Here is a 24,644-nt window from a genome sequence, read left to right as displayed (position 1 = left end):
CTTCACAGCGACCAGCCCTTGATGCCGGTCAGTGATCTTCACCGCGGCGCTTGTGACCGCGTCCCCTGTCGGGTCGGGCGTGACGTACGTCCTTCGATCTTCTGCCAGGCGGTCTTGGCCGCGCCGATCAGAAGGCAGTAGAGGGCGAGCACGAGGACCAGTGCCAGCAGGCAGACCGCGGGTAGGGCCGTCATGCCCAGCGGAGCGGCCAGGGGGGACCACGGCAGGACCAGGGCGATGGTCACGATCGCCGCCGTACCGAGCAGGACCGGAAACGCGGCGTGGTCGCGCGGCGAGGGCCGTCGGCGGCTGCGCAGGAGGTGGACCGCGGCCGCCTGGGTGAGCAGGTTCTCGACGAACCAGCCGGTGTGAAAGATCGCCTGGGCGGCCGGTCCGGGATGGTGGCCGGTGATGTGGAGCAGGATGCCGAACGCGGTGAGGTCGGCCAGGGTGTTGACCGGTCCGAGCCACAGGACGAATCGGGTCAGCCGGGCCGAGTCGAACGTCTGCGGTCGGCGCAGCGCGCGCTGGTCGACGTGGTCGAAGGCGAGCGGCAGCAGGCACAGGTCGAAGCAGAGGTTCTGGACGAGGATCTGCAGGGGCAGCATCGGCAGGAACGGCAGCAGGACGCTGGCCGCCAGCATCGACAGGACGTTGCCGAAGTTCGAGGAGATGGTGATCTCCAGGTACTTCTTGATGTTCGTGAAGGTCCGCCGCCCTTCGGTGACGGCCTCGGCCACCGACAGCAGGTCACCACGCAGCAGGACGACGTCGGCGGATTCGCGCGCGATGGCGACCGCGCCGTCCACGGTGATCCCCACATCGGCGTCCCGGAGCGCGGGTGAGTCGTTCACGCCGTCGCCGAGGAACCCCACCGTACGGCCGGTCGATCGCAGGACCCGGACGATCCGCGCCTTCTGCTCCGGGTCGATCCGCGCGAACACGGTGGTCCGGTCGGCGAGGTCACCGATCTCGGCGTCGCCGAGCGCCTCGATGTCGTCCCCGAGCACGATCCGCCCGGGGTCGATGCCGGCGTCCCGGCAGACGCGCGCGGCGACCAGCGGATGGTCTCCGGTGAGGACCTTCACGGCGACGCCGCGCGCCGCGAGGGACCGCACCGCGGCGGCCGCGGATTCGCGCGGACGGTCGCGGAAGCCGACGAACCCGATCAGGGTGAGGTCTCGTTCGTCCCCCGGGCCGTAAGCGCGCGGGCGTACCGGCTGGTCGGCGATGGCGACGGCCAGCAGCCGTACCCCGTCGGCGGCATACCGGTCGCCGACGTCGCCGAGCCGTTGCCGGTCCGCGGGGGTGAGCGGGACGTCGCCGTCCTGACGGCGCAGCCGGGTACAGCATTCCAGGACCTGCTCCACGGCGCCTTTGGTGATCATGATGTCGGTCCCCGGGCGACCCGCCGCTCGTACGATGACGCTGCCGCGCCGGCGCGTGGAGTCGAACGGGAGCACCTCGACGGCGGTGACGTCGTCGACCGGAACGCTCATCTGGTCGGCATAGGCCAGCAACGCCTCGTCGAGCTCGTTGAACAGGACGATCGCGTCGCCGTCCGCCGCGACGGCGCTGTTGAGCGCCGCCCAGCGAAGGACCTGCGGGTCGGATCGGCCGTCGGGATCGATGTGACAGTCGACGCCCACCTGGTCCTGGGTGAGGGTGCCGGTCTTGTCCGTGCACAGCACGTCCATCGCGCCGAGATTGTGGATGGCGGGCAGCCGCTTGATGACCACGTTGTGGCGGACGGAGGCTCGCGCCCCTCGGGCCAGCGCGGTGCTCACCATGACCGGCAGCATCTCCGGGGTCAGGCCGACCGCGACGGATATGCCGAACCACATGGCGGCGAACCGGATGCCGTGCACCGCGGCGTTGACGACGAACACCAGGGGGGCGCACACGAGCATGAGGCCGATGAGCGCCCGGGACACGCCTTTGACGCCGCGGTCGAAGGCGGTCTCGGCGCGTCGGGGCGCCAGGTGCGCGTGCATGGCACCGAAGTAGGTCGCGGTGCCGGTGGCGAGGACCACTGCCGTACCGGTGCCGGCGGTGACCGTGCTGCCCATGAAGCACAGCCACGGGCAGTCGATCGTCGCCAGATCACCGGCCGACCCGCCGACGGCCGACACGTCCGGGACGGTGTCCTCGGGAGTGGCCCGCTTGGCGACCGGGAGCGCCTCCCCCGTCAGCACGGCCTGGTCCACGGTCAGGCCCGCCGACCGCAGCAGCCGTACGTCGGCGGGGATCATGTCGCCGGGGCTCAGGGTCACGATGTCGCCGGGGACGAGCTGGTCGAGTGGCACCTCGCGGCTCGTGGGGGGCGCGTCGGTGGTCGCACGGCGTACGACGGTCGTCGTCGCGACCACCATCGCCCGCAGGGTGTCGGCGACCCGATCGAACCGCTGCTCCTGGCGGACCTGCAGCCAGCAACTGATCAGCACCATCACGCCGATCACCGCGGCCGCGCCGAACGCGCCGAGGGCCGCCGACACCCCGCCGAGCACCAGCAGGGTCCCGACGAACGGGTTGGTCAGCGCGTGCCGGAGACGGGCGCCCCGGCGCGATGCCGTGGGACCGGCGATGGCGTTCTCGCCGTGCCGCGCCAGCAGCGTCTGGGCCCTGTCCTCCTCCAGCCCACGCGGTCCGCTGTCCAGTCGCCGGAGCACCTGTAGCACCGGCATGGAGGCGTATTCGGCGAGCCGGCCGCGTACGTCGGGAAGCCGGGGTTCGTCGGCCGCGTCAGGCCGCGGTTCGGGGAGGGCGGAGGCGGATTCAGGCGCCCACGCCACGGCGGCGTCCCAAGCCGATGGACCGGTCTCGCATGCGGTCGACCATCTGCCGCACGATCGTCACGATGTGCGGGTCGTCGACCAGGTAGATCTGCCGCCGGCCTTCCCTGCGGGACCGCACCAGGCCGGCGAGCTTGAGCTTGGCCAGGTGGTGACTGACGGTCGGGACGCTCCCGCCGACGTGCCCGGCGATCGTCCCGACATCGCAGGCGCCGTGCGCCAGTACCCACATGATGTGCAGACGCATCGTCGAGGCGAGCAGCCCGAAGGTGCCCGCCATGTCCTGGAGCAGTTCGGGCGACAGATGTTCCGGCTCGCCGGCACCGGTATCCGTCATGAACCCTCCACGTCTGCTCCGCGACCGCCTGTCCCGACGCCAGCCTCTCGGAGAAGGCCTCGGATGTGCAACCGGCCCCGCCACGTCCGGCCTGGTCCGCGAGATCTTTCGAGCCTCGGCATCTACCCCGGGCTCCGGATTCAGCCGCAGACGTTCTTCAGCGAGACGGCACCACCGCCGGAGCTCGGCGAGGCCGTCGGGGTGGTCACCGTCTTCTTCCTCTTCGCGGCGGAGGTCGGCGTGCCCGACGGCTGCGGGTTCCCGCCGCCCGCGATCGCGTTGGCGGCCACCCGGCGCATCACGGCCACGTTGGGCTGGTAGACGTGAAATCCGGGGATCTTGTACGGGTTGTAGGCCATGTTCTTGATGTCGGCTCCGTGCTTCACCGAGCCGGACAGCTTCACCAGGGCCGGCAGCAGCGCCGACGGGAGGTTGGTGAAGATCGTGTTCTGCGCCGCCTTGGCGAGTTGTTCGAAATGGGTGACGACCGTCTGCGGATCGGCCTGGTCGGCGATGTCCTTCAGCAGGCACTTCTGCCGATCCATCCGGTGGAAGTCATCGTCGGCATGCCGGCTGCGGCCGTACCACAGCGCCTTCTCGCCATCGAGCTTGTGCCAGCCGGGTTCGAGGTAGCCGGACGGCGGGATGCCTCGCTCGGGTTCACCGCCGATCGGGAGCCGTTTGTCGATGTGCACGCGGACGCCGCCCATGGCGTTGACGATGTCCTTGAAACCGCCGAGGTTGACGAGGACGTAATAGTTGATCTTCAGGCCGAGCAGGTACCCGATCACGTCTTCGAGCAGATGCGGACCGCGCTGCCCCTTCTTGTAGCCGGGCTCGAGTTCGGGGTGCCGCTCCCCCATGATGTACAGCTCGTTCAGCAGCCCCTGGTCGCCGGGATCCCCGGTATAGCCGTTCGGCCACCGGGAACGCAGCCGAGGCGGCATCGGGAACTTCTGCAGACTCCTGGGCAGGCCGAACAGCACCGTGTCGCCGGTCTTGGTGTCGATGCTGGCGACCGTCATGCTGTCGGTCCGGATCCCGGTGCGGTCCTTACCGCCGTCACCGCCCAGCAGCAGCACGTTGAGCCGGGGCAGGTTCTTCCACGGGTTCGCGGCGTTCACCTGCTGACCGGAGTGGTCGTCTCCGGGGAAGATGTTGGACAGCGTGTTCCCCAGGACGTAGACACTGTTGGCCGCGTACACCAGCGGCGAGCAGACCAACAGGGTCATCACCATGACCAGGGAACCCGCCACGGCCCGCATCGCGAACGGCAGACCGACCGGGCGGACCACCTGGTAGGAGCGGATGACGACGCCCGCCCAGACCAGGGCGAGGACGAGGAGACCGACCGTGATCGCGCCGAGCCAGGTGTGCTGGACCGCGATCTGCTTCAGCTTCTCCTGAAACGCCAGCCCGGCCGTCACCGTGGCCACCACCAGCGCCGCGTACAACCCCATCAGGGCGAAGCCGGCCAGATGGCGACGGGCCCGCAGATGCGCCACGCCCCACACGAACGCCGAGGCCAGCGTGAGGCCCAGCGCCCGCCACAATCCCGCCACCGGAACCGGTTGGCGGCTCGAGACCACGCGCCGGTCGACCTGACGCAGAGCCATGCAGTCTCCCGATCTGCCGATCGCCGACACGAGGTCAAGCGTCCTGAGCCCGAAGTCACTCCGTCATACGGGCTGCGGCATGGTCGGATCCATCAGTCACGATCCGACAGTTGCTGAGTTGTACAAATATCAGATGCGGACAAAGCCCTCAACCGATTGCGGAAAAACCGGCGGTCACACGCGACATTCCACCGAAGATGGCGGCGCCGGCACCGAGCGGGCCTCGGTCACGGCCGACGCGCTCAGGTCGCCTCGGTGTCGTACGGCGCGCGACCGCCGCCATGGAGCCCCGCGTCGAGCCGCTCGACCTGGCGCGGCTCATCGAGGTCATCGAGCAGGTGTTTCTGGATGAAGCGACGCGGGTTGAGGTCGGCGAGGTCCAGGTCGGCGTATTCGGGACCGAGTCCCTCCTTGAGGTCGCCGGTGGCGTCCGCGGCCAGCCGGCGGAGTTGACGCAGCGTCTGGCCCACCTGGCGAGCGACCCGAGGCAACTGGTCGGGCCCGAATATGATCACCGCGAGAACCAGGAGCAACGCGAACTTCTCGATTCCGATGTCGAACATCGCCTCTCCCGCTCACCCCCGCCGCGATGCCCGCCGCAGGCATCACCGATCATCCCCGCCCGACCGGACGGTCTCGGCCGACGCTTCGGCCCGACCCGCTCCCGTGGGGCCGGCGGAGCCCGGAGCGGCGTCGATGGACGCCTGAGGTGCGGCAGCCGCGACCGGCGGCGGGCCCTCATCGTCGGAGCGCAACCCGCCGACCTCGGATTTGAAGATCCTCAGCGAGCGGCCCAGCGAACGGGCCGCCTCCGGGAGCTTCTTCGATCCGAACAGCACGAGCACGACCACCGCGACGATCAACCAGTGCCACGGGGACAACTCCCCCATCGTCGCCCTCCTTGCCGCACGACCTCGCCAGGTCGAGGACAGCGCGTCCACGACCAGGCTCCTGGCACCACCATACTTGCAGACTTGAACAAGTGACAGATATAACGAAGGCGTACGACAGGGCGCTCATTCTCGGAACACTGCGGAAGGGGGCGGGTGTTCGTGTCCTCGGGCACTCACCTGCGTGATCCGTACGATCGCGATGACGGACTACGGCCGTCGCCGGCATGGCGATCCGCCATGGCCAGACAACGGAACCTGTGGTCGGCCGCCACGTTCTGGGCGTTCAGCGCCTTTCTCGTCATATACGACGTTCTCGACAGGACGTTGATCACAGCGCGCCTGTGAGCCGTCCTCCGCGCAGCGTCAGAACGTGTCCGTACGACCTTCCGTAGACCCTCATTCTTCGGCCAGGACGATGACGCGGTCCTCGGCGGACAGAGTGAGCGGGGCGGCCTTGTCGGGGTTGAGCACCACGCCATAGCCGGGCGGCCGGTGGAACCCATCACGGCGCCGGTATCCCAGCGCCGTCTGCCCGCGCCTTCGGGCGGCTTCGATGACGGTCGCGAAGTTCGCGGACGCTCCGGGCAGCAGGTAGTCGCCGGCCGGCTTGAGGTAGATCTCCGACCCGGTCGGATCCAGGAGGTTGGCGAACACCTCCCGCAGGTGGTGGTTCTCGGTGAGCTGGGTGAGCAGCAGGCTGATGAGCCGGGCGCTGACGACGAAGTCGTCGGCCTTGGTGACCTGGGCGACCTCGCGGTTGCTCTCGTCGTTGATCTCGCTGACGATCGAGTACGGATCCCCGATGCGCTCTTCCATGTCCCGCAGGTGCAGCAGGGTGACGAGCGTGCGCGCGTCGGCGTGCTGTGGCGCGTAGGTGTCGTCGGACAGCACGATGACGTGCTGGTAGGAGCCCACGTCGAGGGTCTCCAGCGTGGCCCGGTCGGTCGGGTCACAGCGGGTGAAGCCCATCGTGAGGTTCTGGAGAACCGCCAGTCGCCCACGGGGGTCGTCATGGAGAGCGGCGATGTCGAGGACCGATCCCGGCTGCGCGAACGCGTCCAGCAGCCCGATGATCTTCGGTGCCCGGTGGTTCCAGCCGACCAGCAGCGTACGCCCCGCTTTGGCGGGCTGGGGCTCAGTGGTGCTGAGCGCTTCGGCGGCGACCGGCGGCGGATCGTCGTCGAGCCGGATCAGCAGGTCGTCCTCGGCCAGCACGATGATCTCGTCGTCGGCCTGGATGACGGTGTCCATGGGCGGATTCACCAGGACGGTCCCGTCCGCCCGTCGAAGGCCGGTCGGGATGCCGAGTCCGTACGCGTCGAGGGCGTCGCCGTACGTCCTGCCCGCCAGAGACGGTTCGGTTCGCAGATAGAACTCGTTGCCGGAGAAGTCCAGCAGGTCGGTGCAGACGGTCGACAGCCCCGATTGACGGTGTGACTGCACGACGAGCCGGACCCCGATGTCGTCGGCGTCGACGACATGCGCGGCCGGGCCGCCCGCGAGCCGCGCCGCGGGCAGGTTGGCCGAATTGGTGACGGCCGCCACGACCGGCGGCCGGTGCGCCCCCCACTCCCGCGCTCCGAGCGAGAGCAGCACCTTGATCACGTGCGTGTCGGGATCGTCGGCGGGCGGCGCGATCACCATGATGGACCGGGAGGTTCCGGGGCTGACCAGCTCCAGGTCGGCGGGCTTGAGGGGGTCGCCGCGGCGGCAGACCACCCGGGTGTTGCCGGTGTCGCCGAGGCGGTGGCGGATCGCCTCCTCCATGTCGACCTTGTCCTGGTCGGCGAGGATCGCCACGCAGGAGCGACGCTGGCTCTGGTTGGCCTTGACCAGCTCGGACACCACCGTGAAGACCTGGTCCGACCAGCCCAGCAACACGGTGTGGTTCCGCTCGATGATCTTCGAGTGGCCCTTACGGAGATCGGTGATCTTCGATTCCAGGCCGGTGGTCAGGACACCGATCAGGGCGCTCACGATGAAGATGCCGCCCACCGTGACGGCCAGCATCAGCCCCAGGAACATCGGGGTGCCGGTGTCCCCGGCCACGGTGCCGGGGTCGATGGCACGCATCAGGGTCCGCCAGACCATCCCCGGCCAGTGCCCGTTGTGGTCGGCGTCGGTCGGCGCGAGCGCCACCGTCAGGGAGGCGAACACGATGATCAAGATCGCCGAGGCCAGACCGAGCCATCCGATCAGCGCCGACGTGCCCCTCGACATCGTGTTGTCGAAGGCGTACCGCGCCCGATCCCGCCACCGCGCCTGAGCCACCCAGATCCCCCTATCCGACCGCGCGTCCTGTCGCGCGCCGCACGAAGCTACCAGTCCGGGGGAGCCAGACTCGGCCAAGTGCCGAGACGCGTACGTCGGCGTACCCGGCGGCACTTTTCTGTGCCCTTCCGGCCGAGGCGATAAGGTCGGCGGCGCCTGGGCGGCGACTCAGGACCGTTGAGCCTCCCCCGCAGGACCCGAGAGGTACAGCACGATGGCGGACCGCGACGCCGTGGCACTCGACGACCCGGTGGGCGAGTCGCTCCGGGGTCACCACGCACACCTCGCCCGCCGGCTCGGCCGGGCTGCCACCTATCTGCCGGGAGTCGCGACCTTCTCCGCGGTGTCCACCGACCCGGACCCGGCGGAGTGGGCCGACCTCGCCCGGCTGCTCGGTCGAGGTGAACTCGCCGACATGTTCAGCTGTCCGGTGATTCCGCCGCCGGGCTGGGAGCCGGTCTTCGTCCTCGAAGGTCTCCAGCTGATCTGGCCCGGCGGCGGCCGCCCCGATCGTCCTCCCGCCGAGACCGAGAACGGCGTCGTCGAACTGGGCGCGGACAGCGTGCCCGAGATGCTCGACCTCGTCGCGCGGGCCCAGCCGGGGCCGTTCTGGCCGCGCACCCACGAACTCGGCGCCTATGTCGGCGTCCGCGACAACGGCACGTTGGTGGCGATGGCGGGCGAACGGCTCCGGCCTCCGGGATGGACGGAGATCAGCGCCGTCTGCACCGCCCCCGAGGCACGCGGGCGCGGCCACGCCGCCCGCCTGGTACGTACGCTCGTGGCGCGCGTCCTGTCGCGGAACGAACGCCCCTTCCTCCACGTGGCCGCGGCGAACACCCGTGCGATCGCGCTCTACGAGCGGCTCGGCTTCGAGGCCCGAAAGCATGTGACCTTCCGCGGGTTCCGCACTCCGTGACGGCCGCCGGGCACGCGGGTCCCGTGGAGGGCCGTCGGTGACCGGCGCACGCCCCTCGCCGACCGGGCGCCGTCAGACGAGGCGGTGGATGTCGCCGTAGGCGCGGTAGAAACCGCCGCGGCCGGACTCGCGCACCTCGCTGACGACGTACCGGGCGCCGCGCTCGCGGATTCCCTTCGGGAACTGGACCCGCCAGCTCTGGTCGAATCCGGGAGAGACCACGCGGACCCGAAGGTGGCCGTGCTCTTCGAAGCACTCCACGACGACGCCCCCACTGCTGTCGGCGACGACGTCGACGGTGGTCGACGGGGTGACCGTCTCGACCACGGTCGGCGCCTTGACGTCGACGACGTCGGGGACCGAGCCCTGCTCCGCCGACCTGATGGCCTCCTCGCTCGCGTCGACGCAGGCGAGCGAGCCGTCCGTGGTCACGATGTACAGGCGCTGGTCGTGGTACTGCATGGAGTAGGCCGCGCCGCAGCCGGTGGCGAGCTTCCACAGGCGCGTGCCGGCCTCGTCGAAGCAGTAGATCGACGCGTGGTTGTCCCCGGCGAAGACGTACCGGCCGTCCTCCGCGGTCGCGCACGAGAAGACCGGGGCGTCGCAGTGGTAGGTCCGCTCCCGGCCGCCGTCCTTGCGCAGCCGCACCACCGTACGGGTCGAGGTGCCCGCGTAGACCGTCGACCGCTCCTGCCAGCCGAAGAGCACCGGCCCGGTGGACTGGTGCCACAGCTCCTTGCCGGTACGCCAGTCATAGCCGGTGACGCCGCCGCTGTGACCGTGGTGCACGGCGGCGGCGTCACAGCGCACCATCCAGCCCGCCGTCCCGCGGCCCTGCCTGCGCCACAGGAACTCGTCCTCGTGGTCGATCGCGACGACGCCGCCGCCGGCGTCGGACACGCCGAGGATGCCGTCGTGGATGTCGAGCCAGTAGATGTCGATGTCCGGGGAGATCTGGTACGCCAGCCTGGGCACCTTTCCGGACAGGTCATAGACGTTGCCGTCGTCGCAGCCCGCGTAGAGCCAGGCGTCGTCGGCGACGATGCACTTCACTCCGTCGGGCAGCCGGACCTGCTGGACCACCTGGGCGTCATGCGTCAGCGACGTGATCACGCCGGCCTCGTTGCCCACCATGCACAGCCGGTCGTCGATGAAGATGCCGAACGCGGCGGAACCCGAGGCGTAGCGCCACAGGACCGGAGCCCGCCGCGTCGCCGGGCGGCCGACGGGGGCCGACGCGCCGCCGGCGTGGGCGCTCATGGCCTGGCGACGGGAGAAGCCCCGCTTCTTGCGGACGCCGGGTACGGCGGGGGCATAGCCCTTACGGACCTTCTCCCCGATCTTCTTCGCGGCCGTCGCCTTCGCTTTCGCCGCGTCCGGGAACGTGGTGGTCTTGCGCTGCCCGTCGTCGCCGATCCGGCCGTACCGAATGGTCATCGTCGTGCCGTCGACCGTGACCTCATAGAACTTGTGCGCTCCACCGCCCTCTTCGGAGAGTTCGAGGTAGGTGGTCTCTTGGGTCGTTTCCACGGACATCGGGCCTTCCAAAAAGGGCTCGGGAGACGGGGGCAGGAGAAGGCGAATAAGTGTCGCCTTCCGCGTCGACAGCCCGAACGTACGAGCCGGGTACGACATTTCGCCCTGGTACAGAGCCCCGTCAGGTTGGCGCCGGCGGGCCCGGGAGGGTCGGCCGGACGCCCCTCGGCGTCGGCCGAGGGGCGACGGCTCACAGCGTGCGGCTGGTGGACGTCCGGTAGGCGCCCTGGGTCGGGAAGACGACCTTGAAGTAGTACTTCTTCCCCTTGGCCGCGGAGAAGGAGAAGGCGCCGTCCCTGCCGAGGGTCGCCGTCCGGTAGGCGTGCCAGGTCTTGGAACCCCGCGCGCGGTAGTACAGGCGGACCTTCAGGCCGCGCAGGGACGAGAAGGAGACCTGCCCGTCGTACCAGTCGGTGACCCGGCCCTCGATGGAACTCTTGGACGACGTGCGGTGGACGGACGCGGCCTGTTGGCGACGCTCCACGTAGGTCTCGCCCACGGGCTCGGTCAGGCTGAACCGGCCGTCGTCTCCGCTGGTCGTGGCGTACGTGACGGCCGGCTCGCTCGAGGTGCCCGGCTCCATCGTGAGCGTCAGCGGAGCACCCGCGAACGGCTGCCAGTCACCGTCGACCCGCACCTGCATCGTGCCGGAGAAGGTCACCGGGGTTCCGGCGGGTACGGAGGCGGGGGCCGGGTCCAGCACGAATCTGCTCGGCAGGTGTGCGGCCTGCAGCAGTGTCCAGCCCGTGCTGCGGCTGGGGGCCAGGTCGGCGTCACCGGCGAACACCGCCGAGACATAGCCGCCGCTCGGCAGCGTCGTCGTGATCGTGAAGTGCCCGTCGGAGCCGGTCGTTCCGGTGGCCACCGGAACGTACGCGCTCTCGCCGGGCGGCCTGAGCTCGATCCGCACCGGCTCACCGGCCACGGGTCGTGGGTACGGCCTTCGGTGAGTTCGCCGGTGAAGGTCACCGGCTGCCGCTAGGCGGCCGTGGTCACCGAGCTCGCGAAGCCGACGATGGAGGTCGGCTGGGTGGTGGAAGCCCCTGCGGGAAGTGCGGACGCCATCAGGACGGCGCTCGACGCGGCAAGGGCGGCCAGAGTACGAAGCATGTACGGCCTTCGGTCCAGGGGGAGAAGAGGGCGAAATCCTACAGCCACGAAGATCATCGCGAATGTTCGGAATGCGCCGGATCGGTGACCACAAACGGCCGCTCGCGACGGACCAGGCCGTACCAACCGATCCGCCCGACAGGGTTACTGTTAACTACCTTTACGAAATCTGACATCATACTTACCATTGCGTCATGTGGCCTATCAAAGGAAAGAAGCCGGTGAGGGCGACGGCCGGCGCCATGGTGATCGCAATGGCCGCGTCCGGGGTCGTCGGCACGGCGACGGCCGGCACCGCGGCGGCCTCCTCCAGCAGCGCCGCCCTCGATCCGACCGTCTCCCCGGGCGGCAACTTCGACCTGTCGGTGTGGGAGCTCCAGCTCCCGATCGGGTCGCCCGGCTCTCCGACCACGATCCCGCCCTCGCAGTTGAAGGGCCCCAACGGGTACACGAACCCCGCGTACTTCTGGACCGACAAGAACGACGGCTCGATGACCTTCTGGGACCCCGAGTCCGGAGTCACCACGCCGAACTCCAGCTACCCGCGCTCCGAGCTCCGTGAGATGAACGCCGACGGCAGCGCCGCAGACTGGTCGCTGTCCGGCACCCACCGGCTGTCGGCGCGGCTGCGGATCGTCTCGGTGACCTCGAACGTCTGCGTCGGGCAGATCCACCTCGGCAGCGGCGGCTCCTCGACCAAACCGCTGCTCGAGCTCTACTACCGCGCCAACGGGGACATCGTCCTCGGCCTGGAGAACTCCCCCGACGGCGGGCAGACCCTCCACACCCTGGCCAACGTGGCGCTCGGCACCCAGTGGAGCTACGTCATCGCGATCGTCGGCGGCCGGATCCAGATCACCGTCAACGGCAGCACGACCACCTACCCGATCGCCTCCGGCTTCGACTCCTACCACCAGTATTTCAAGGCCGGCGACTACAACCAGTCCGCGTCGGACAGCACCAGCAAGGGCGCGAAGGTGAAGTTCTACGCCCTGACCGTGGCACACGGCTGACCCCGTACGAAGACCCGGTGATCAGGTCACCAGGCCGTTGCGGTAGGCGTAGACCACCGCCTGCACGCGGTCCCGCAGGTCGAGTTTGGTGAGGATGCGCGACACGTACGTCTTGACGGTCTCCTGGCTGATCACCAACGTCGTGGCGATCTCGCTGTTGGACAGACCGTTGGCGATGAGACGCAGTACCTCCAGTTCGCGTCGGGTCAGCGGAACACCGTCCGGCGTGCCCTCGGCGGGACGGATCCGTGCCGCGTACCTGCCGACGAGCTGCCGCGTCACCTCGGGCGCCAGGAGCGCGGCGCCGGTCGCGACGGTGCGGATGCCGTGCAGCAGTTGCGCCGGTGGGGCGTCCTTGAGCAGGAACCCGCTCGCCCCCGCGCGCAGCGCCTCGTACACGTACTCGTCCAGGTTGAACGTCGTCACCACGAGCACCTTGGTGGGATGCGCCACCCCGGGACCGGCCAGCAGGCGGGTCGCCTCGATGCCGTCGAGCACCGGCATCCGTACGTCCATCACCACCATGTCCGGGTCCAGCCGGCGGGCGAGGTCGACCGCGGCGCGCCCGTCCCCGCACTCGCCCACCACCTCCAGGTCGGGCTGCGCATCGATGATCGTCGCGAATCCCGTGCGGATCAGCGCCTGGTCGTCGCAGACCAGGACCCGGACCGGCGCGGTCACGACGGGCTCCCCGCGGGAATGCGCGCCCGCACGACGAAGCCGCCGCCCGCCCGCCGGTCCGCGCTGAACTCACCGCCCAGGGCGTCGACCCGCTCGCGGAGACCGGCGAGGCCCCGCCCGCTCCCGCCGGGAGAGCCGGTCCGCGAGCCGGAACCATCGTTGCCGACCTGCACGGTGATCTCTCTTTCGCCATAGCGGACATGGACGCCGGTACGGCTCCCGTGGGCGTACTTCAGGGCGTTCGTCAGAGCCTCCTGCACGACCCGGTAGGCCACGAACTCGGCGCTGCCGGCCGACGCCGCCGGCCTGCCCTCCTCGGTGAACTCCACCGGCTGGCCCGCACTGCGCGTCTGCTCCACGAGCGTGTGCAGTTCGCCGACGGGCGGTGTCCTGCCGTCGGTGTCGTGGTCGGGGTTGAGCAGGTCGAGCAGGTGCCGCAGGTCGCTGATGGCCCGCCGGCCGGTGTCGGTGACGGCGCTCAGGGTCGCGTCGAGGCGATCCGGCGCGGCGGTCAGATAGCGCGCCGCCTCGGCCTGCACGACCATCGCCGTCACGTGATGGGTCACGACGTCGTGGAGTTCGCGGGCGATGCGGGTGCGTTCGGCGGCGCGGGTGGCCTCGGCGACGCGGCTGCGGCGCTCGGCCTCGGCGGCCCGGGAGGAGCGCAGCCAGGCCCCGATCCCCCAGGCGGCGACCAGCCCCAGGTAGACCGTCACGTACCCGTCCGGCCTCTCGGCCCCGCCGAGCCGGTCGAGCGCGACCGCCAGCGGCACGTACGCCGCGGAGAGGAGGACCGCGGCGACGCGCCGGTGGCGTTCCAGGTGGGCGCCGGCGCTCAGCAGCGCGACGACCAGCGCGGTGCTCGCGACCGTGTGGTACGCGCGGATCTGGTCGATGGCGAAGCCGAGCGACACCAGGGTGAGACAGGCGGCCGGCCACCGCCGGCGCACGGCGAGCGGGAGGCTCTCGAGCGCGATCACCACGACGGCCAGCGCGTCGAAGGGGCGGGCCGGCAGGTTCCCGACCTGCGTCCCGTGATCGTGGAACGTCGGCAGGAACGACGCGACGATCAGCAGCAGCGCGTACGGGAGATCCCGGACCGTGACGTCACACCGCCTCCACAGGTCCGGGACCCGCCGGAGATCGATCACTGGGCGAGCGTAGCGGTCGCGGCGGCCCGGGCGCGGCGCCGGAGAGGGACCAGGTTGCCGCGCCGGTGGGCCAGCCACATGAACACGATCATCAGCAGCGCGCCGAACAGAACCGAGTACACGCTCGCCTCCGGTCCGAACTTACCGCCGTTGAGCAGGGCCGGGCCCGACGTCACACCGTGCAGCAGCCCCTTGGTGCTGCCGTTGCCGGAGACCTCGGTGCCGAAGATGCCGCCCTCGGCGAAGTTCCAGCCGAAGTGCAGGCCGATCGGCACCCACAGGTTGCGGGTGGCGGCGTAGCAGGCGGCGAGCATGCCGCCGGCCTCGATGGCGATGGCGATCGCGCCCCACAGGCTGGCGTCCTTGTTCAGCAGGTGCGACAGGCCGAACAGCAGGCCGGTCAGCGTCAGCGCCAGCCACGTGCCGATGCGTTCCTCGACGATCCGGAACAGGACGCCGCGGAACAGCAGTTCCTCCGTCACGGCGGCGGCGGCCATGAAGCCGAACAGCCCGACCGCGCCCATGACCGAGCCCATGCCGTCGACCCGGTAGTCGCCCAGGAACACGAGGTTCACGATCACGGCCGCGAACATCCCGACGCCGATCAGCAGGCCCCGGCCGAGGGCGGCGCCGGCACCGTCCCTGGCCACCTCCACCGGCGCGCGGCGCTCGGACCACCGCACCACCCGGGCGTAGACCAGCACCGCGAGCACGGCCGTCACGACGCCGATGATGAGGGTGAGAAGCGCGTTCCCGTCTACCGCCGCCGCGGCCTGGCCGCCGACGAAGGCGACGGCCGCGACGGCCAGGAGCTGCTTCAACAGTCGCATGATGACTCCATTTCGAGATTCCGCGGCCGGAGCGCCGCGGCGATGGCGAGAACGCTACGGATTCAGTGGCCTGCGGATCGTCACCGCGCGGTGGACATTCGCCGGTAGCTCGCATGGGGGACACGGCGCGCTGTCCCCCGTGTGAGCCACGCGCGAGTGTCCACCGCGCGGTGACGATTCCGAGCCGGCGAATCCATAGCGTTTTCGACATCGCCGCGGCGCTTCGCACGCCGCTCTCTTCTCGGAGGACGGCCCGGACGGGGCGATGGAGAAGGTGCGCTCCGCCGGGAACACCCCGGTGCAGGGGATCAAGCACGGTGCCCGATGTCGCCGTCCAGGCCGTCCAGCGCGTCACCGCGCAGGCCGCGCGCTGAGCGGCCGCCCCGCCTCGCTCACAACCACAGACGGGGACGTACAAGCGTGAGGGGTTCCGGCGCCACTTCGCCGGAACCCCTCACGAGCCGATCCTCTCTACAACCGCACACCTGTCCGTAGAACTAATGCGGCATCCATTGCAGAGCCCACAGCACGGTGGCGGTGACCAGAACGGCATTGAATATCTTGTGATGCTTGATCATGCAAAAACCTCTGTTCTGCTGATTCGATCGTCCTTCGATCGAACTGTCCTCAACCCTAGACGATCACGCGGAACATGAGGAGCGAAAATAGGAAAAAGATCAGACCGAAATATGTCGTCCACCAGGGTGTTCTGCCACAGCGAATAGCCTCACCGCATACGGCGGCGAGGCGGAGTGAATACGCTTGTCAGTCGGCCAGGTCGATGATGTCCAGGCGAATCTTCACCGCTTCGATCTCTGGAACGATGTTCAGCTGTAAGAACAAGTCGTAAGCCTGGCGCCAGTAGATGCGCGCGGCGTCATGCCCCTTGGTCAGGCTCGTCACGTGGCCGAGCCCATTCAGCGCCTGAGCCTCGAGATAGGGGTCGCCTATCTGCTGGGCGAGGCGGCGCGCGGCTCGATAGTCATCGGTGGCGACCGGGTACTGGCCCGTGCAGACGCGCACGTCCGCGATGCCGAGCGTCCCCCGGATCTTCTCGCTCGTGTTGTTGATCGTCCTGGCCACGGCCACCGCGGAGCGGTGGCGGACCAGCGCCTCGTTGTACTGCTCCAGGCCGGTGAGCGCGAGCCCCATATTGTTCAGAACGTTCGACTCATTGATCCGGTCCCCGGTTGCCGAGAACTCGGCGAGGGCCTCGCTGTAGTACTTCAGGGCGGTGTCATGGCGGCCGCGATAGCGTGCCACGTCGCCGAGATTGTTGTCCAGGATCGCCTTGTTGCGCCGCCCCGTGAGAGTCCGATAGATGTCCCGCGACTTCTGATACAGCTCATAAGCGTCGCGGTGGTACCCGAGCAGCAGATGGGTATGGGCGAGGTTGCTCAGCGTCGTCGCCTCGCCTCGCACATCGCCGATGGAGCGGAAGCTCTCAAGCGCGTCATGGAAGCTGCGCAGCGCTTCCTGATGCCGCCCGACCTGCGCCAGCATCATTCCGAGGTGATTGCGGCATTCCCCCTTCCCGCGGGGGTACTCGGCGTCGCGATAGATATCGAGGGACTCGCCGAAATAGGCGAGCGCCTCCCGGTAATTCGACGACGACCACGCCACCAGGCCTATCTGGTCCAGTGCGGCGGCTCTGAGGGCCGCCTCGCCCGCACGGCGCGCGATCCGCTCGGCCTTGGTGGCGTTCGCGAGCGCCTCTTCCATCCTTCCCAGCCTCCACTGCACGACCGCCAGGTCGAACTGCGCCTGGGCGGTGGCCTTGGGGAGTTCGAGTTCGAGGGCGACGTTCAGCGCACGTCGGTGGATCATCTCCGCCTCCTCCCACAGGGAGGCGGAGTCGAAGTAGCGGGCCACCGTCTTGGCATAGTCGATGGCGTGAGCGTTCCAGGCGTGATCAGCGGCGTACTGAATCAGGCGGACCAGGTTCCTCCGCTCGGCCGACAGCCAGTTCGTCGCCGCCTCCTCGTCCGCGAACGGCTCGACCGACACGGACCGGTCGGCGGCGGTCACCCCGGCACGGATGTGGTGCGGAAACAGCGTGCCGTCGGCCATGTCGGCCTTGAGCAGGTAGTAGTCGAGCACTCGCCCGACACCACGCCGAACGTCGAACTCTGGATCTTCTCGGGCGGGAAGGGCCGTGGCGTACTGTCGGACCAGATCGTGGAGCTGGAACCTGCCCGCAGAGGTCTCCTCGATCAGGTAGTGGTCGGCGAAATCGGCGAGGCTTCGCTCGGCCTCACCAACCGGTATGCCTGCGAGGACGGCGACGGCATCAGCGGTCAACTCGGCAACCGGACTGATGCCCATGCGCCGAAAGATTCGCCGTCGCGTGACCGACAGGTCGCGGTAGGAGAGCGCGAAGGTGGCCGCCAGTGCCGGATCCTGCAGGTCGGCGATGTTCTCGTGCGGCCCGCGCAGGTCCTCGGCCAGAGTCTCGATCGAGGAGACCTGCCGATCGCGCCACCGAGTCGCGGCCAGGCGGATCGCCAGCGGCAGTCCGCCGCACAGCCGGACCGCGCCGGCGACCGAGTCGGGCGCGACGACGGCCTCCGGTTCCGCGATCCGCGTGAACAGGGCGATGGCGTCCGCCATCGGCAGCACGCCGAGCCGATGGTGGCGGCCGTCGATCCCGGCCAGGTGACGGCGGCTGGTGATGATCACTCGGCAGTCGGAGGTGCCGGGCAGGAGTGATCGCACCTGGTCCTCGCTGACGGCGTCATCGAGTACGACCATGGCCCGGCGCCCCTCCATCACGTCACGCCACAGCCTGACTCGTGCGGCCGTGTCCTGCGGAATGCTCGTGGGCGCGATGCCGGCCAACTGGAGAAGTTTGGACAGTGCGGCGGCCGGGCTCTCCGGTAGGTGGTGCGCGTCGTGACCGTGCAGCGGCAGGAAGAAGCACCCGTCGGGGAAGTGCTGGGCGAGGTCGTGGGCGGCCCTGACCGCGAGGGCCGTCTTCCCGACGCTGGGCATGCCTTCGATCAGTACGACCTCGTCCGCCGTGCCGGTGCGGGCGGCCAGCGCGGCGAGTTCTTCGGCGCGGCCGGTGAACTCCGGCACCGGTGGCGGCAACTGGTCGAGCCCCGGGATCGGCTCCGGCGCCGCGCGCTGGGGCGCGGCGACCGCCGAATCGTGCTGCCGGATGCTGCGGAACAGAGCCTGAAGGCGAGGTGACGGTGCCGCACCGGCGTCGTCGCGTAGCCGCCGGGCGGTGGTGTGGTAGAGCCTGAGCGCGTCGGCCTGCCGACCACAGCGGTAATAGGCGATCATCAACTGCCCGACGAAGGATTCGTCCAGCGGATATCTTCCGATCAAGTTCACCAGGGAACCGACGATCTCGGCGTGGTTCCCGGTGGCGAGCTCCATCTCGACCAGTTCCCGGGTCATCGCCCGATAGTCTCCGTCGAGACTCACCCGCATCTGGTCGACCCACTCACCGGAAATACCGGTCAGCGGTTCCGCCCGCCACAGGTTCACGCCTTCGCGGAGCAGTTTGATCGCGTCTCGTGTGTTGCCGCTTTGACGCCTGGAAATGGCCTGGTCGTGGAGCATCCGAGAGCGGAAGAGGTCGACGTGCTCGGGAGGCACCTCCAACGCGTACGCTCCGGGCGTCGCGGCCAGGCGGACGGTCTCGGCGACGCCGTACTTCTTGAACCTCCTGCGCAGACGCGACAGATCGGTCTGCAGGCTCTGCCGTACTTCAGCCGGTGGATTCCGTCCCCACACGCGATCGATCAAGGTCTCCACGGAGACCGGGCGCCCCTCGGCGAGCAAGAGAGCGGCGAGGAGCAGACGCTCCTTGGCAGTCCCGAGATCCACCCGAATTCCGGTCAACCAGAATTCGATTGGCCCGAGCATCCGGAATTCCACCGGAACCCCCCACGCGTTTCTTCCCCTGTGACATTTACTTTTTCCTCCTCCTCTTACATGAAACAGGGGGATCGCTGTCCAACCTTGGTCAACAGGCCTTACCGGGTGTCTTCCCGTCGCCACATCACCGGTTCGCGGCCAGATTTCCACCCCGTTTCCTGCCAGCGGGGTGTCCGACGGTCGACTCGCGAGGCGGTGAGGGATCGCCTCGATGAGAAAGGGGGCCCGATGAGCGAGGCCATGCAGGGGATGATGCCGGAGCCGGCCGAGTTTCAGAGCGCCTGCGACTACGGCGCGTGCGTGGAGGTCGCCATCACCGAGGTGGTGGCGGTCCGTGACTCGAAGGCCGGGCAGGACGGGCCGGTTCTGTGGTTCAGCCGCTCGGAGTGGGAGGCCTTCGTGGCCGCGGTGAAGGCCGGCCGATTCAGCGTCGGCTGACGCGCGCGCGGTCGGAACCCGGGCGCGGACGCCGACGATCCCCGGCGTCCGCACCCGGGTCTGAACGGTCGGGACCATGCTCAGCCCTCGAGGGTCCGCATCTCGGCCGTCAGCTCACGCAGCAGCGTCCGCGCCTCATCGCCGAACACCGCGGTCTTCCACAGTGTCGACCAGCGGTTCTGGTAGATCGCCACGTCGTCGGCGTCGGTGACGGTAAGAGGGGCGTGGTCGAGTTCGATCAGGACCAGGGCGTCGTCGCCGGCGTCCCCGTCGTCGAGGATCGAGAATCCCTGGAGGTACGGCGCCTCCGCCTCGGCCGACAGGGGGATCAGCCCGACCGAGACGTTGTCCAGCGTGCTCACCGTCGCGACCCGATCCAGTTGTGCGACCGCGAGCCGCGGCGGACCGGGGCGCCACCGAAGTGCCGCCTCGGTGATGAGGAACTCGAATCGCTTGTCGTCTTCATACAGAGCGAGCTGGCGGTCCAGCCTGGCGGCCACCGAGGCGGCGACGCTCGTCTCCGGAACGCTCGACTTCAACATCGCGAACACCCGCTGCGCGTAACCGGGCGTCTGCAGCAGGCCGGGAACGAACGCCGGCTGGAAATTGCGTATGCGCCGTGCCGTCTCCTCACGCCCGCGTATCTCGTCCTGAAGATGGGGTCGACCCTCGAGCGCCGCCCGCCAGGATTCCACCCCGGTGCGAGCGACCTCGTCGAGGGCGGCGATCAGTCGCTCGGTCTCGTCGGGCGCGCCGACCGCACGGGCCCAGGCGGTGATCTCCGCGGCGGACGGCTGTGCGGTGCCGGCCTCGATCCGCGACACCTTGGACTGGCTGATGCCGATCCGCTTCGCCAGATCCCTTCCGCTGACCCCGCTCATGTCGCGCAGGACGCGCAGCTCTCCGGCCAGTCGTCGTCGCTTGTCGTACACCGGGTCACGTCTGTCACCGGCCACGGCCATCACCTCAACCCGGGGTTCGACGCAGATTCAGGACGATGCGGAATATGTCCTAGCAAGCCAGGGATGCCCTAGATGCTCGCGGGAGAGTCAACCACCCAACCGGGATCCCGTCAACGCGCGAACAGTCCGGCCCTCTCGGTATAACCTGCTCGTCGATCACCCTCCGTCGGATGCTCCCCGCCGGGTGACGGTGATTCAATTTGATTCAGATCAAGTCGAGAGGATCTTGTGATACACCCCCTCCACCGAAGCATCATCGCGATCGACGCCGAAGGATCGACCCGTCTGACCGACCCGGCCAAGGGGTACCTGCGCAGGTCGATGTACGACCTCTTCGAGCACGCCCTGGCCGCGGGCGGGCTCACGGAGCCGTACCGTGACGCCTTCCTCGACCGGGGCGACGGCCTGCTCGCGCTGATTCACCCCGTCGACCAGGCTCCTAAGACGGTGCTACTCGACACCGTCGTCCCGACCCTGGCCACCCTTCTCGCCCACCACAACCGGCGTCACCCCGAGCGGCGGTTCCGGCTGCGCGTGGTCGTGCACGCCGGGGAGGTGACCTTCGACGACAACGGGTGCTTCGGCGAAGCCCTCGACGTCGCGTTCCGGCTCCTGAACGCCGGCCCGGTGAAGCGGATACTGGGCGGCAGTGACGCCCCGATGGTGCTCGTGGTCTCCGACGACGTGCACCGCTGCGTCGTACGGCACGACTACGACGGCATCGACCCGAAGGCGTTCTGCCGGCTGATGCTGCCGCGCACCTCGCACCCGGTGCGTTCCGCGTGGGTCCGGGTCTTCGACGCGTCCAAGGGCCTCTCGGCGCGCCCTTACGACCCGGTCACGAGGCTCGAGGACTACCGGCGGCGCGCCTGATCGTCCGTTCGGGCGCGACCGATGTGGGGGGCACCCCGCCTCGGTGGTGGCGCGCCGCCAGGCCGGGCGGCGCGCCACGCGGCTCAGCGCAGGACCGACAGGCGGTCCAGGACGCCGTACGGCTGCAGCCCGTAGGCGTAGAAGTCGACCGCGTCGGCCACCGACGCGACTGCGTCGATCTTGGTGGCCAGGTCGGCCGCCGAGGTGGTGTCCGGCGGGCCCGGGCGCAGCAGCGCGCGCAGTTCCCGGTCCGGTCCGAGGGCGGCGCGGTAGGCCTCCAGGTCGGTGGCGACGCGACCGGTGTCGCGCGCGTACGCGGTGACGGCGTAGCCGTGGGCGACACCCGCGACGGCGGCCGGGTCGATGCCGATCCGCCACGCGTCGGACGCCGAGGGGCCGCCCGCCGGCCGGCCGTCCGCGTACCCCTTCACCGCGCCCGTGAGGTCAAGGAAGATCAGGCGGGATCCCTCCGCGGCGACGGCCTCGGCGACCTCGGCGGCGAGCGAGGTGACCGTCGCCCGGCGGGCCATCGCGAACTCCACGATCGCCGCCGGCAGGCCGGTCTCCGCCTGCCGCGCGCCGCCGCCCTCGAACGCCTCCTCCACCAGGCGCGTGGCCTCCGCCCGCGCCGCCTCGGCGCCCTCGACGCGCCGGCAGTCCGGGCAGAAGCACAGACCGAGGGCGTACTCGGCGACCGGGCCGAGTTCGACGAAGGACCGTTCGTGGTGGTAGCCGTGCCCGAAGAACCCGAAGTGCAGCGACTCCGCGACGACGGCGTCGACGCCGTACCGGGCCATGGAGCGGGCCAGCGCCACGGCGTACGCGCGGACGTCGGGGTTCGACGGGCACAGGTCCGCCGGGGCCGCGCGGTCACCGAAGCAGTTCTCCTGCGTCACGTCGGGGTGCGCCAGGCCGATCGTGGTGTTGTGCAGGAAGACGCCCCACGCGTACAGGGACGCGCCGCGAGAGCGGGTCAGCGCCCGCAGCGATCGGAGCGGGTCGTCCTCCGCGCCGGCCCGCACCGGCGGCGCCAGCCGCCCGAACAGGTCGCCGAGCGGGAAGTGCACGCCGTCGTGCCGGAAGGTCACCCGGGACGCGCCGTGCGGGGTGACGTCACGGGCCCGGTGGTAGGCCGCCGCGACGGTCAGCCCGGTGCAGCCGTAGCCGAGGACCCGGTCGAGGACCGGCGCGGCGCCCTCCCCGCGCAGGTCCTCGACGAAGGTGTAGACGGTGGAGTCCATCAGCCCTTGTACGCCACGAAGTCGATCTCGACCAGGATGTTCATCAGGTCCGAGCCGACCGTCGTGCGCACCGGGTACGGCTCGTTGAAGTGCTCGCGGTAGACCTCGTCGTAGGCGGCGAAGTCGCGGTGCAGGTCCTGCAGGTGCACGGTCGACTTGACGACGTCGTCGAAGGTCAGGCCCTCGGCGGCGAGGACGGCGGCCAGGTTCTTCAGCACCTGCCGGGTCTGGGTGGCCACGTCGTCGCCGACGACCTGGCCGGTCTCCGGGTCGATCGGTCCCATCCCGGCGGTGTAGACGAAGTCGCCGGCGACGATCCCGTGCGAGTAGGTCCCGCCCGGCGCGGGGACGTTGTCGGGCTGGACACGCTTCTTGGAAATGGTCTTCTCCAATCGCTGGTCAGCGCACCACGTCGTCCGTGGCGCGCATGAGAATCAGATCTTCCCGGGAGGGCAGGCCCTCCCAGTCTCCCTGGACGGTCACGGCGAACGCGCCCGCGGACGCACCGGCCGACAGGCGTTCGGGGATCGGGCGGCCGAGCACCCGCTCGGCGAGGTACGCCGCGGCGAACGCGTCCCCGGCCCCGACCGGGTCGACCGTCTCCACCGGCACGGCCGGTTCGTCGTACAGGTCGCCGTCGCAGCAGGCGACGGCGCCGAGCACGCCGCGTTTGACGATCGCCTCACGCGGGCCGAGGGCGGCCAGGCCGGCCGCGAGCGCGGACGCGTCCGCCCCGCCGGTGACGAGGCGGGCCTCCACCTCGGTGGCGAAGACGACGTCCGACCGCATGACGAGGGGGCGCAGCCGCGCCCCGGCCTCCGCCGGGGTCCACAGTGCCCGGCGGAAGTTCAGGTCGAGCGAGACCGGGACGCCGGCGGCGCGCGCCGTGTCGACGGCGGCGTGCACCGCCGCGTGCGCGTCGTCGCTGAGCGCGGCGGTGATCCCGGTGACGTGCAGGACGCGGGCCCGCCGGATCAGGTCCTCGGGGACGTCCTGCGGGGACAGCCGCGATCCGGCGCTGCCGGAACGGTAGTACTGGACCCGCGTGAGCCGGCCGGTCCGGCGTTCCTTGATCAGCAACGCGGTGGGGGCGACGGGGTCGACGATGACGCGGCCGACGTCGACGCCCTGGCCGGCCAGGGTCATCTGGATCAGCCGGCCGAACTCGTCGTCGCCGACCCGCCCGGCCCACGCGGCGCCGCCGCCGAGCCGGCGGAAGCCGATGGCGACGTTGGACTCGGCGCCGGCGACGCCCAGGTCCAGGGTGCGGGCGTGGCGCAGCGGCCCGACCGCGGGACCCTCCAGCCGGGCCAGCGACTCACCGATGGTGACCAGGTGCGGCCCCTCCCCCACCGGGTCCGGCCCGTTCCCGGCCAGGAGCCGTTCGTCCCCCGCCGGGTCCGGTCGGTTCCCGGCCGGCTGCCGATCGTCCTCCGACAGGGCGCTCACCCGCGTGCCCCCGCGACGGCCGCGACGAGGCGGCGGGCACGGTCGGCCAGGGCGTCCAGCGACCCGCCGTCGAGCGCGTCGCCGAGGAGGGGTCCGCCGACGCCGACCGCGATGGCGCCGGCCCTGATGTAGTCGCCGGCCACGTCGATGCCGATGCCGCCGGTGGGCAGGAGCGGCACGTCGCGGAACGGCCCGCGCACGTCGCGCAGGTAGCCGGGGCCGAGCGCGCCCGCCGGGAAGACCTTCACGGCGGACGCGCCGAGCTCCCAGGCCGCGCCGATCTCGGTGGGCGTGAGGGCGCCCGGATAGTAGCCGAGACCGCGCGCGGCGGCGCGCTCGGCGACGACCGGGCGGGTGTCCGGCGCGACGACGAACGACGCGCCGGCGTCGGCGGCCGCGTCGACCTGCGCGGCGGTGAGCACGGTGCCCGCGCCGAGCTCGACGTCGTCGGGCAGCCGGCGGCGCGCGGCGCGAAGGGAGTCCAGCGCTCCGGGGGTGTTGAGGGTCACCTCCAGGCAGCGCACGCCGCCGGCGGCGAGCGTGTCGAGCACCGCGTCCGTCCGGTCCCCGCTGGTGCCCCGCACGATGGCGACGACGCCGCCGGCGAGCAGCACGGGGCCGGGGCTGACTCTGGTGGTCATGAG

General features: G+C 70.1%; 21 protein-coding genes. 4 read left to right on the top strand and 17 right to left on the bottom strand.

Going from position 1 to position 24,644, the window contains the following annotated elements; translation table 11 throughout:
* Window positions 1-38: 38 nt before the first annotated feature.
* The 6 genes from mgtA to AB0K82_RS03155 all read right to left on the bottom strand — a co-directional run bounded on the left by mgtA (window position 39) and on the right by AB0K82_RS03155 (window position 7,909).
* Entirely contained in the window at window positions 39-2,792 is a 2,754-nt protein-coding gene (gene mgtA, locus AB0K82_RS03180; RefSeq protein WP_364392084.1) for a magnesium-translocating P-type ATPase, read from the bottom strand.
* Window positions 2,776-3,129, bottom strand: a complete 354-nt coding sequence (locus tag AB0K82_RS03175) for a metalloregulator ArsR/SmtB family transcription factor (protein ID WP_364392081.1) — start codon at window positions 3,127-3,129, stop codon at window positions 2,776-2,778. The genes mgtA and AB0K82_RS03175 overlap by 17 nt, the downstream gene beginning before the upstream one ends.
* Before the next feature lie 140 nt (window positions 3,130-3,269).
* Window positions 3,270-4,745, bottom strand: coding sequence for an LCP family protein (locus AB0K82_RS03170; RefSeq protein ID WP_364392079.1), 1,476 nt, complete (start codon window positions 4,743-4,745; stop codon window positions 3,270-3,272).
* A gap of 242 nt (window positions 4,746-4,987) precedes the next feature.
* The gene (locus AB0K82_RS03165; RefSeq protein ID WP_364392076.1) at window positions 4,988-5,308 is read right to left on the bottom strand and encodes a sec-independent translocase; all 321 of its coding nucleotides are present in this window, start codon (window positions 5,306-5,308) and stop codon (window positions 4,988-4,990) included.
* Window positions 5,309-5,350: 42 nt separating this feature from the next.
* Window positions 5,351-5,635, bottom strand: coding sequence for a Sec-independent protein translocase subunit TatA (tatA, locus tag AB0K82_RS03160; RefSeq protein ID WP_364392073.1), 285 nt, complete (start codon window positions 5,633-5,635; stop codon window positions 5,351-5,353).
* Between the two features lie 399 nt (window positions 5,636-6,034).
* Entirely contained in the window at window positions 6,035-7,909 is a 1,875-nt protein-coding gene (locus tag AB0K82_RS03155; protein ID WP_364392070.1) for a potassium transporter TrkA, read from the bottom strand.
* Window positions 7,910-8,123: 214 nt separating this feature from the next.
* Here AB0K82_RS03155 and AB0K82_RS03150 point away from each other — a divergent pair, with 214 nt between their 5' ends.
* Window positions 8,124-8,828, top strand: a complete 705-nt coding sequence (locus tag AB0K82_RS03150; RefSeq protein WP_364392068.1) for a GNAT family N-acetyltransferase — start codon at window positions 8,124-8,126, stop codon at window positions 8,826-8,828.
* Window positions 8,829-8,900: 72 nt separating this feature from the next.
* Here the strand turns inward: AB0K82_RS03150 and AB0K82_RS03145 are convergent, their stop codons facing one another.
* Entirely contained in the window at window positions 8,901-10,364 is a 1,464-nt protein-coding gene (locus tag AB0K82_RS03145) for a WGR domain-containing protein (RefSeq protein WP_364392066.1), read from the bottom strand.
* Window positions 10,365-10,554: 190 nt separating this feature from the next.
* Complete coding sequence (locus AB0K82_RS03140) at window positions 10,555-11,289, bottom strand: hypothetical protein (protein ID WP_364392064.1); 735 nt, start codon at window positions 11,287-11,289, stop codon at window positions 10,555-10,557.
* A gap of 406 nt (window positions 11,290-11,695) precedes the next feature.
* Here AB0K82_RS03140 and AB0K82_RS03135 point away from each other — a divergent pair, with 406 nt between their 5' ends.
* Entirely contained in the window at window positions 11,696-12,487 is a 792-nt protein-coding gene (locus AB0K82_RS03135) for a polysaccharide lyase family 7 protein (protein ID WP_364392062.1), read from the top strand.
* A gap of 21 nt (window positions 12,488-12,508) precedes the next feature.
* Here AB0K82_RS03135 and AB0K82_RS03130 read toward each other — a convergent pair whose 3' ends face one another.
* The 4 genes from AB0K82_RS03130 to AB0K82_RS03115 all read right to left on the bottom strand — a co-directional run bounded on the left by AB0K82_RS03130 (window position 12,509) and on the right by AB0K82_RS03115 (window position 19,037).
* Window positions 12,509-13,168, bottom strand: a complete 660-nt coding sequence (locus tag AB0K82_RS03130; protein WP_364392061.1) for a response regulator transcription factor — start codon at window positions 13,166-13,168, stop codon at window positions 12,509-12,511.
* On the bottom strand, window positions 13,165-14,319 hold the full coding sequence (locus AB0K82_RS03125) for a histidine kinase (RefSeq protein ID WP_364392059.1): 1,155 nt from the start codon (window positions 14,317-14,319) through the stop codon (window positions 13,165-13,167). The genes AB0K82_RS03130 and AB0K82_RS03125 overlap by 4 nt, the downstream gene beginning before the upstream one ends.
* Window positions 14,316-15,149, bottom strand: a complete 834-nt coding sequence (locus AB0K82_RS03120; protein WP_364392056.1) for a CPBP family intramembrane glutamic endopeptidase — start codon at window positions 15,147-15,149, stop codon at window positions 14,316-14,318. The genes AB0K82_RS03125 and AB0K82_RS03120 overlap by 4 nt, the downstream gene beginning before the upstream one ends.
* 765 nt (window positions 15,150-15,914) lie before the next feature.
* Complete coding sequence (locus AB0K82_RS03115) at window positions 15,915-19,037, bottom strand: tetratricopeptide repeat protein (RefSeq protein ID WP_364392054.1); 3,123 nt, start codon at window positions 19,035-19,037, stop codon at window positions 15,915-15,917.
* Between the two features lie 228 nt (window positions 19,038-19,265).
* On the opposite strand from AB0K82_RS03115, the gene AB0K82_RS03110 reads away from it, so the two are divergent.
* Entirely contained in the window at window positions 19,266-19,475 is a 210-nt protein-coding gene (locus AB0K82_RS03110) for a DUF397 domain-containing protein (protein ID WP_364392051.1), read from the top strand.
* Window positions 19,476-19,555: 80 nt separating this feature from the next.
* Here AB0K82_RS03110 and AB0K82_RS03105 read toward each other — a convergent pair whose 3' ends face one another.
* Window positions 19,556-20,431 (bottom strand): helix-turn-helix transcriptional regulator, encoded by an 876-nt coding sequence (locus AB0K82_RS03105; protein WP_364392049.1) that lies wholly within the window; start codon window positions 20,429-20,431, stop codon window positions 19,556-19,558.
* A 234-nt stretch (window positions 20,432-20,665) separates the two neighbouring features.
* Here AB0K82_RS03105 and AB0K82_RS03100 point away from each other — a divergent pair, with 234 nt between their 5' ends.
* On the top strand, window positions 20,666-21,310 hold the full coding sequence (locus AB0K82_RS03100; RefSeq protein ID WP_364392047.1) for a hypothetical protein: 645 nt from the start codon (window positions 20,666-20,668) through the stop codon (window positions 21,308-21,310).
* Window positions 21,311-21,393: 83 nt separating this feature from the next.
* Here the strand turns inward: AB0K82_RS03100 and AB0K82_RS03095 are convergent, their stop codons facing one another.
* Genes AB0K82_RS03095 through AB0K82_RS03080 form a run of 4 tightly spaced genes read right to left on the bottom strand, consistent with a single transcriptional unit; the run spans window position 21,394 to window position 24,641 of the window.
* Complete coding sequence (locus AB0K82_RS03095) at window positions 21,394-22,551, bottom strand: hypothetical protein (protein WP_364392045.1); 1,158 nt, start codon at window positions 22,549-22,551, stop codon at window positions 21,394-21,396.
* Window positions 22,551-22,931, bottom strand: coding sequence for a Rid family detoxifying hydrolase (locus tag AB0K82_RS03090; RefSeq protein ID WP_364392146.1), 381 nt, complete (start codon window positions 22,929-22,931; stop codon window positions 22,551-22,553). The genes AB0K82_RS03095 and AB0K82_RS03090 overlap by 1 nt, the downstream gene beginning before the upstream one ends.
* Window positions 22,932-22,950: 19 nt before the next feature.
* Window positions 22,951-24,000, bottom strand: coding sequence for a sugar kinase (locus AB0K82_RS03085; RefSeq protein ID WP_364392043.1), 1,050 nt, complete (start codon window positions 23,998-24,000; stop codon window positions 22,951-22,953).
* Window positions 23,997-24,641, bottom strand: a complete 645-nt coding sequence (locus AB0K82_RS03080) for a bifunctional 4-hydroxy-2-oxoglutarate aldolase/2-dehydro-3-deoxy-phosphogluconate aldolase (RefSeq protein ID WP_364392041.1) — start codon at window positions 24,639-24,641, stop codon at window positions 23,997-23,999. The genes AB0K82_RS03085 and AB0K82_RS03080 overlap by 4 nt, the downstream gene beginning before the upstream one ends.
* Window positions 24,642-24,644: the final 3 nt, after the last annotated feature.

This window comes from Actinoallomurus sp. NPDC052274, assembly GCF_040679475.1.
Taxonomy (GTDB): Bacteria; Actinomycetota; Actinomycetes; order Streptosporangiales; family Streptosporangiaceae; genus Actinoallomurus; species Actinoallomurus liliacearum.
This window is presented reverse-complemented; position numbering and strand designations above follow the sequence as displayed.

Coding starts and splice junctions, on each gene's coding strand:
- AB0K82_RS03175 (WP_364392081.1), bottom strand. CDS start 3,129: ATGACGGATACCGGTGCCGGCGAGCCGGAACATCTGTCGCCCGAACTG.
- AB0K82_RS03170 (WP_364392079.1), bottom strand. CDS start 4,745: ATGGCTCTGCGTCAGGTCGACCGGCGCGTGGTCTCGAGCCGCCAACCG.
- AB0K82_RS03165 (WP_364392076.1), bottom strand. CDS start 5,308: ATGTTCGACATCGGAATCGAGAAGTTCGCGTTGCTCCTGGTTCTCGCG.
- tatA (WP_364392073.1), bottom strand. CDS start 5,635: ATGGGGGAGTTGTCCCCGTGGCACTGGTTGATCGTCGCGGTGGTCGTG.
- AB0K82_RS03150 (WP_364392068.1), top strand. CDS start 8,124: ATGGCGGACCGCGACGCCGTGGCACTCGACGACCCGGTGGGCGAGTCG.
- AB0K82_RS03145 (WP_364392066.1), bottom strand. CDS start 10,364: ATGTCCGTGGAAACGACCCAAGAGACCACCTACCTCGAACTCTCCGAA.
- AB0K82_RS03120 (WP_364392056.1), bottom strand. CDS start 15,149: ATGCGACTGTTGAAGCAGCTCCTGGCCGTCGCGGCCGTCGCCTTCGTC.
- AB0K82_RS03110 (WP_364392051.1), top strand. CDS start 19,266: ATGAGCGAGGCCATGCAGGGGATGATGCCGGAGCCGGCCGAGTTTCAG.
- AB0K82_RS03095 (WP_364392045.1), bottom strand. CDS start 22,551: ATGGACTCCACCGTCTACACCTTCGTCGAGGACCTGCGCGGGGAGGGC.
- AB0K82_RS03080 (WP_364392041.1), bottom strand. CDS start 24,641: ATGACCACCAGAGTCAGCCCCGGCCCCGTGCTGCTCGCCGGCGGCGTC.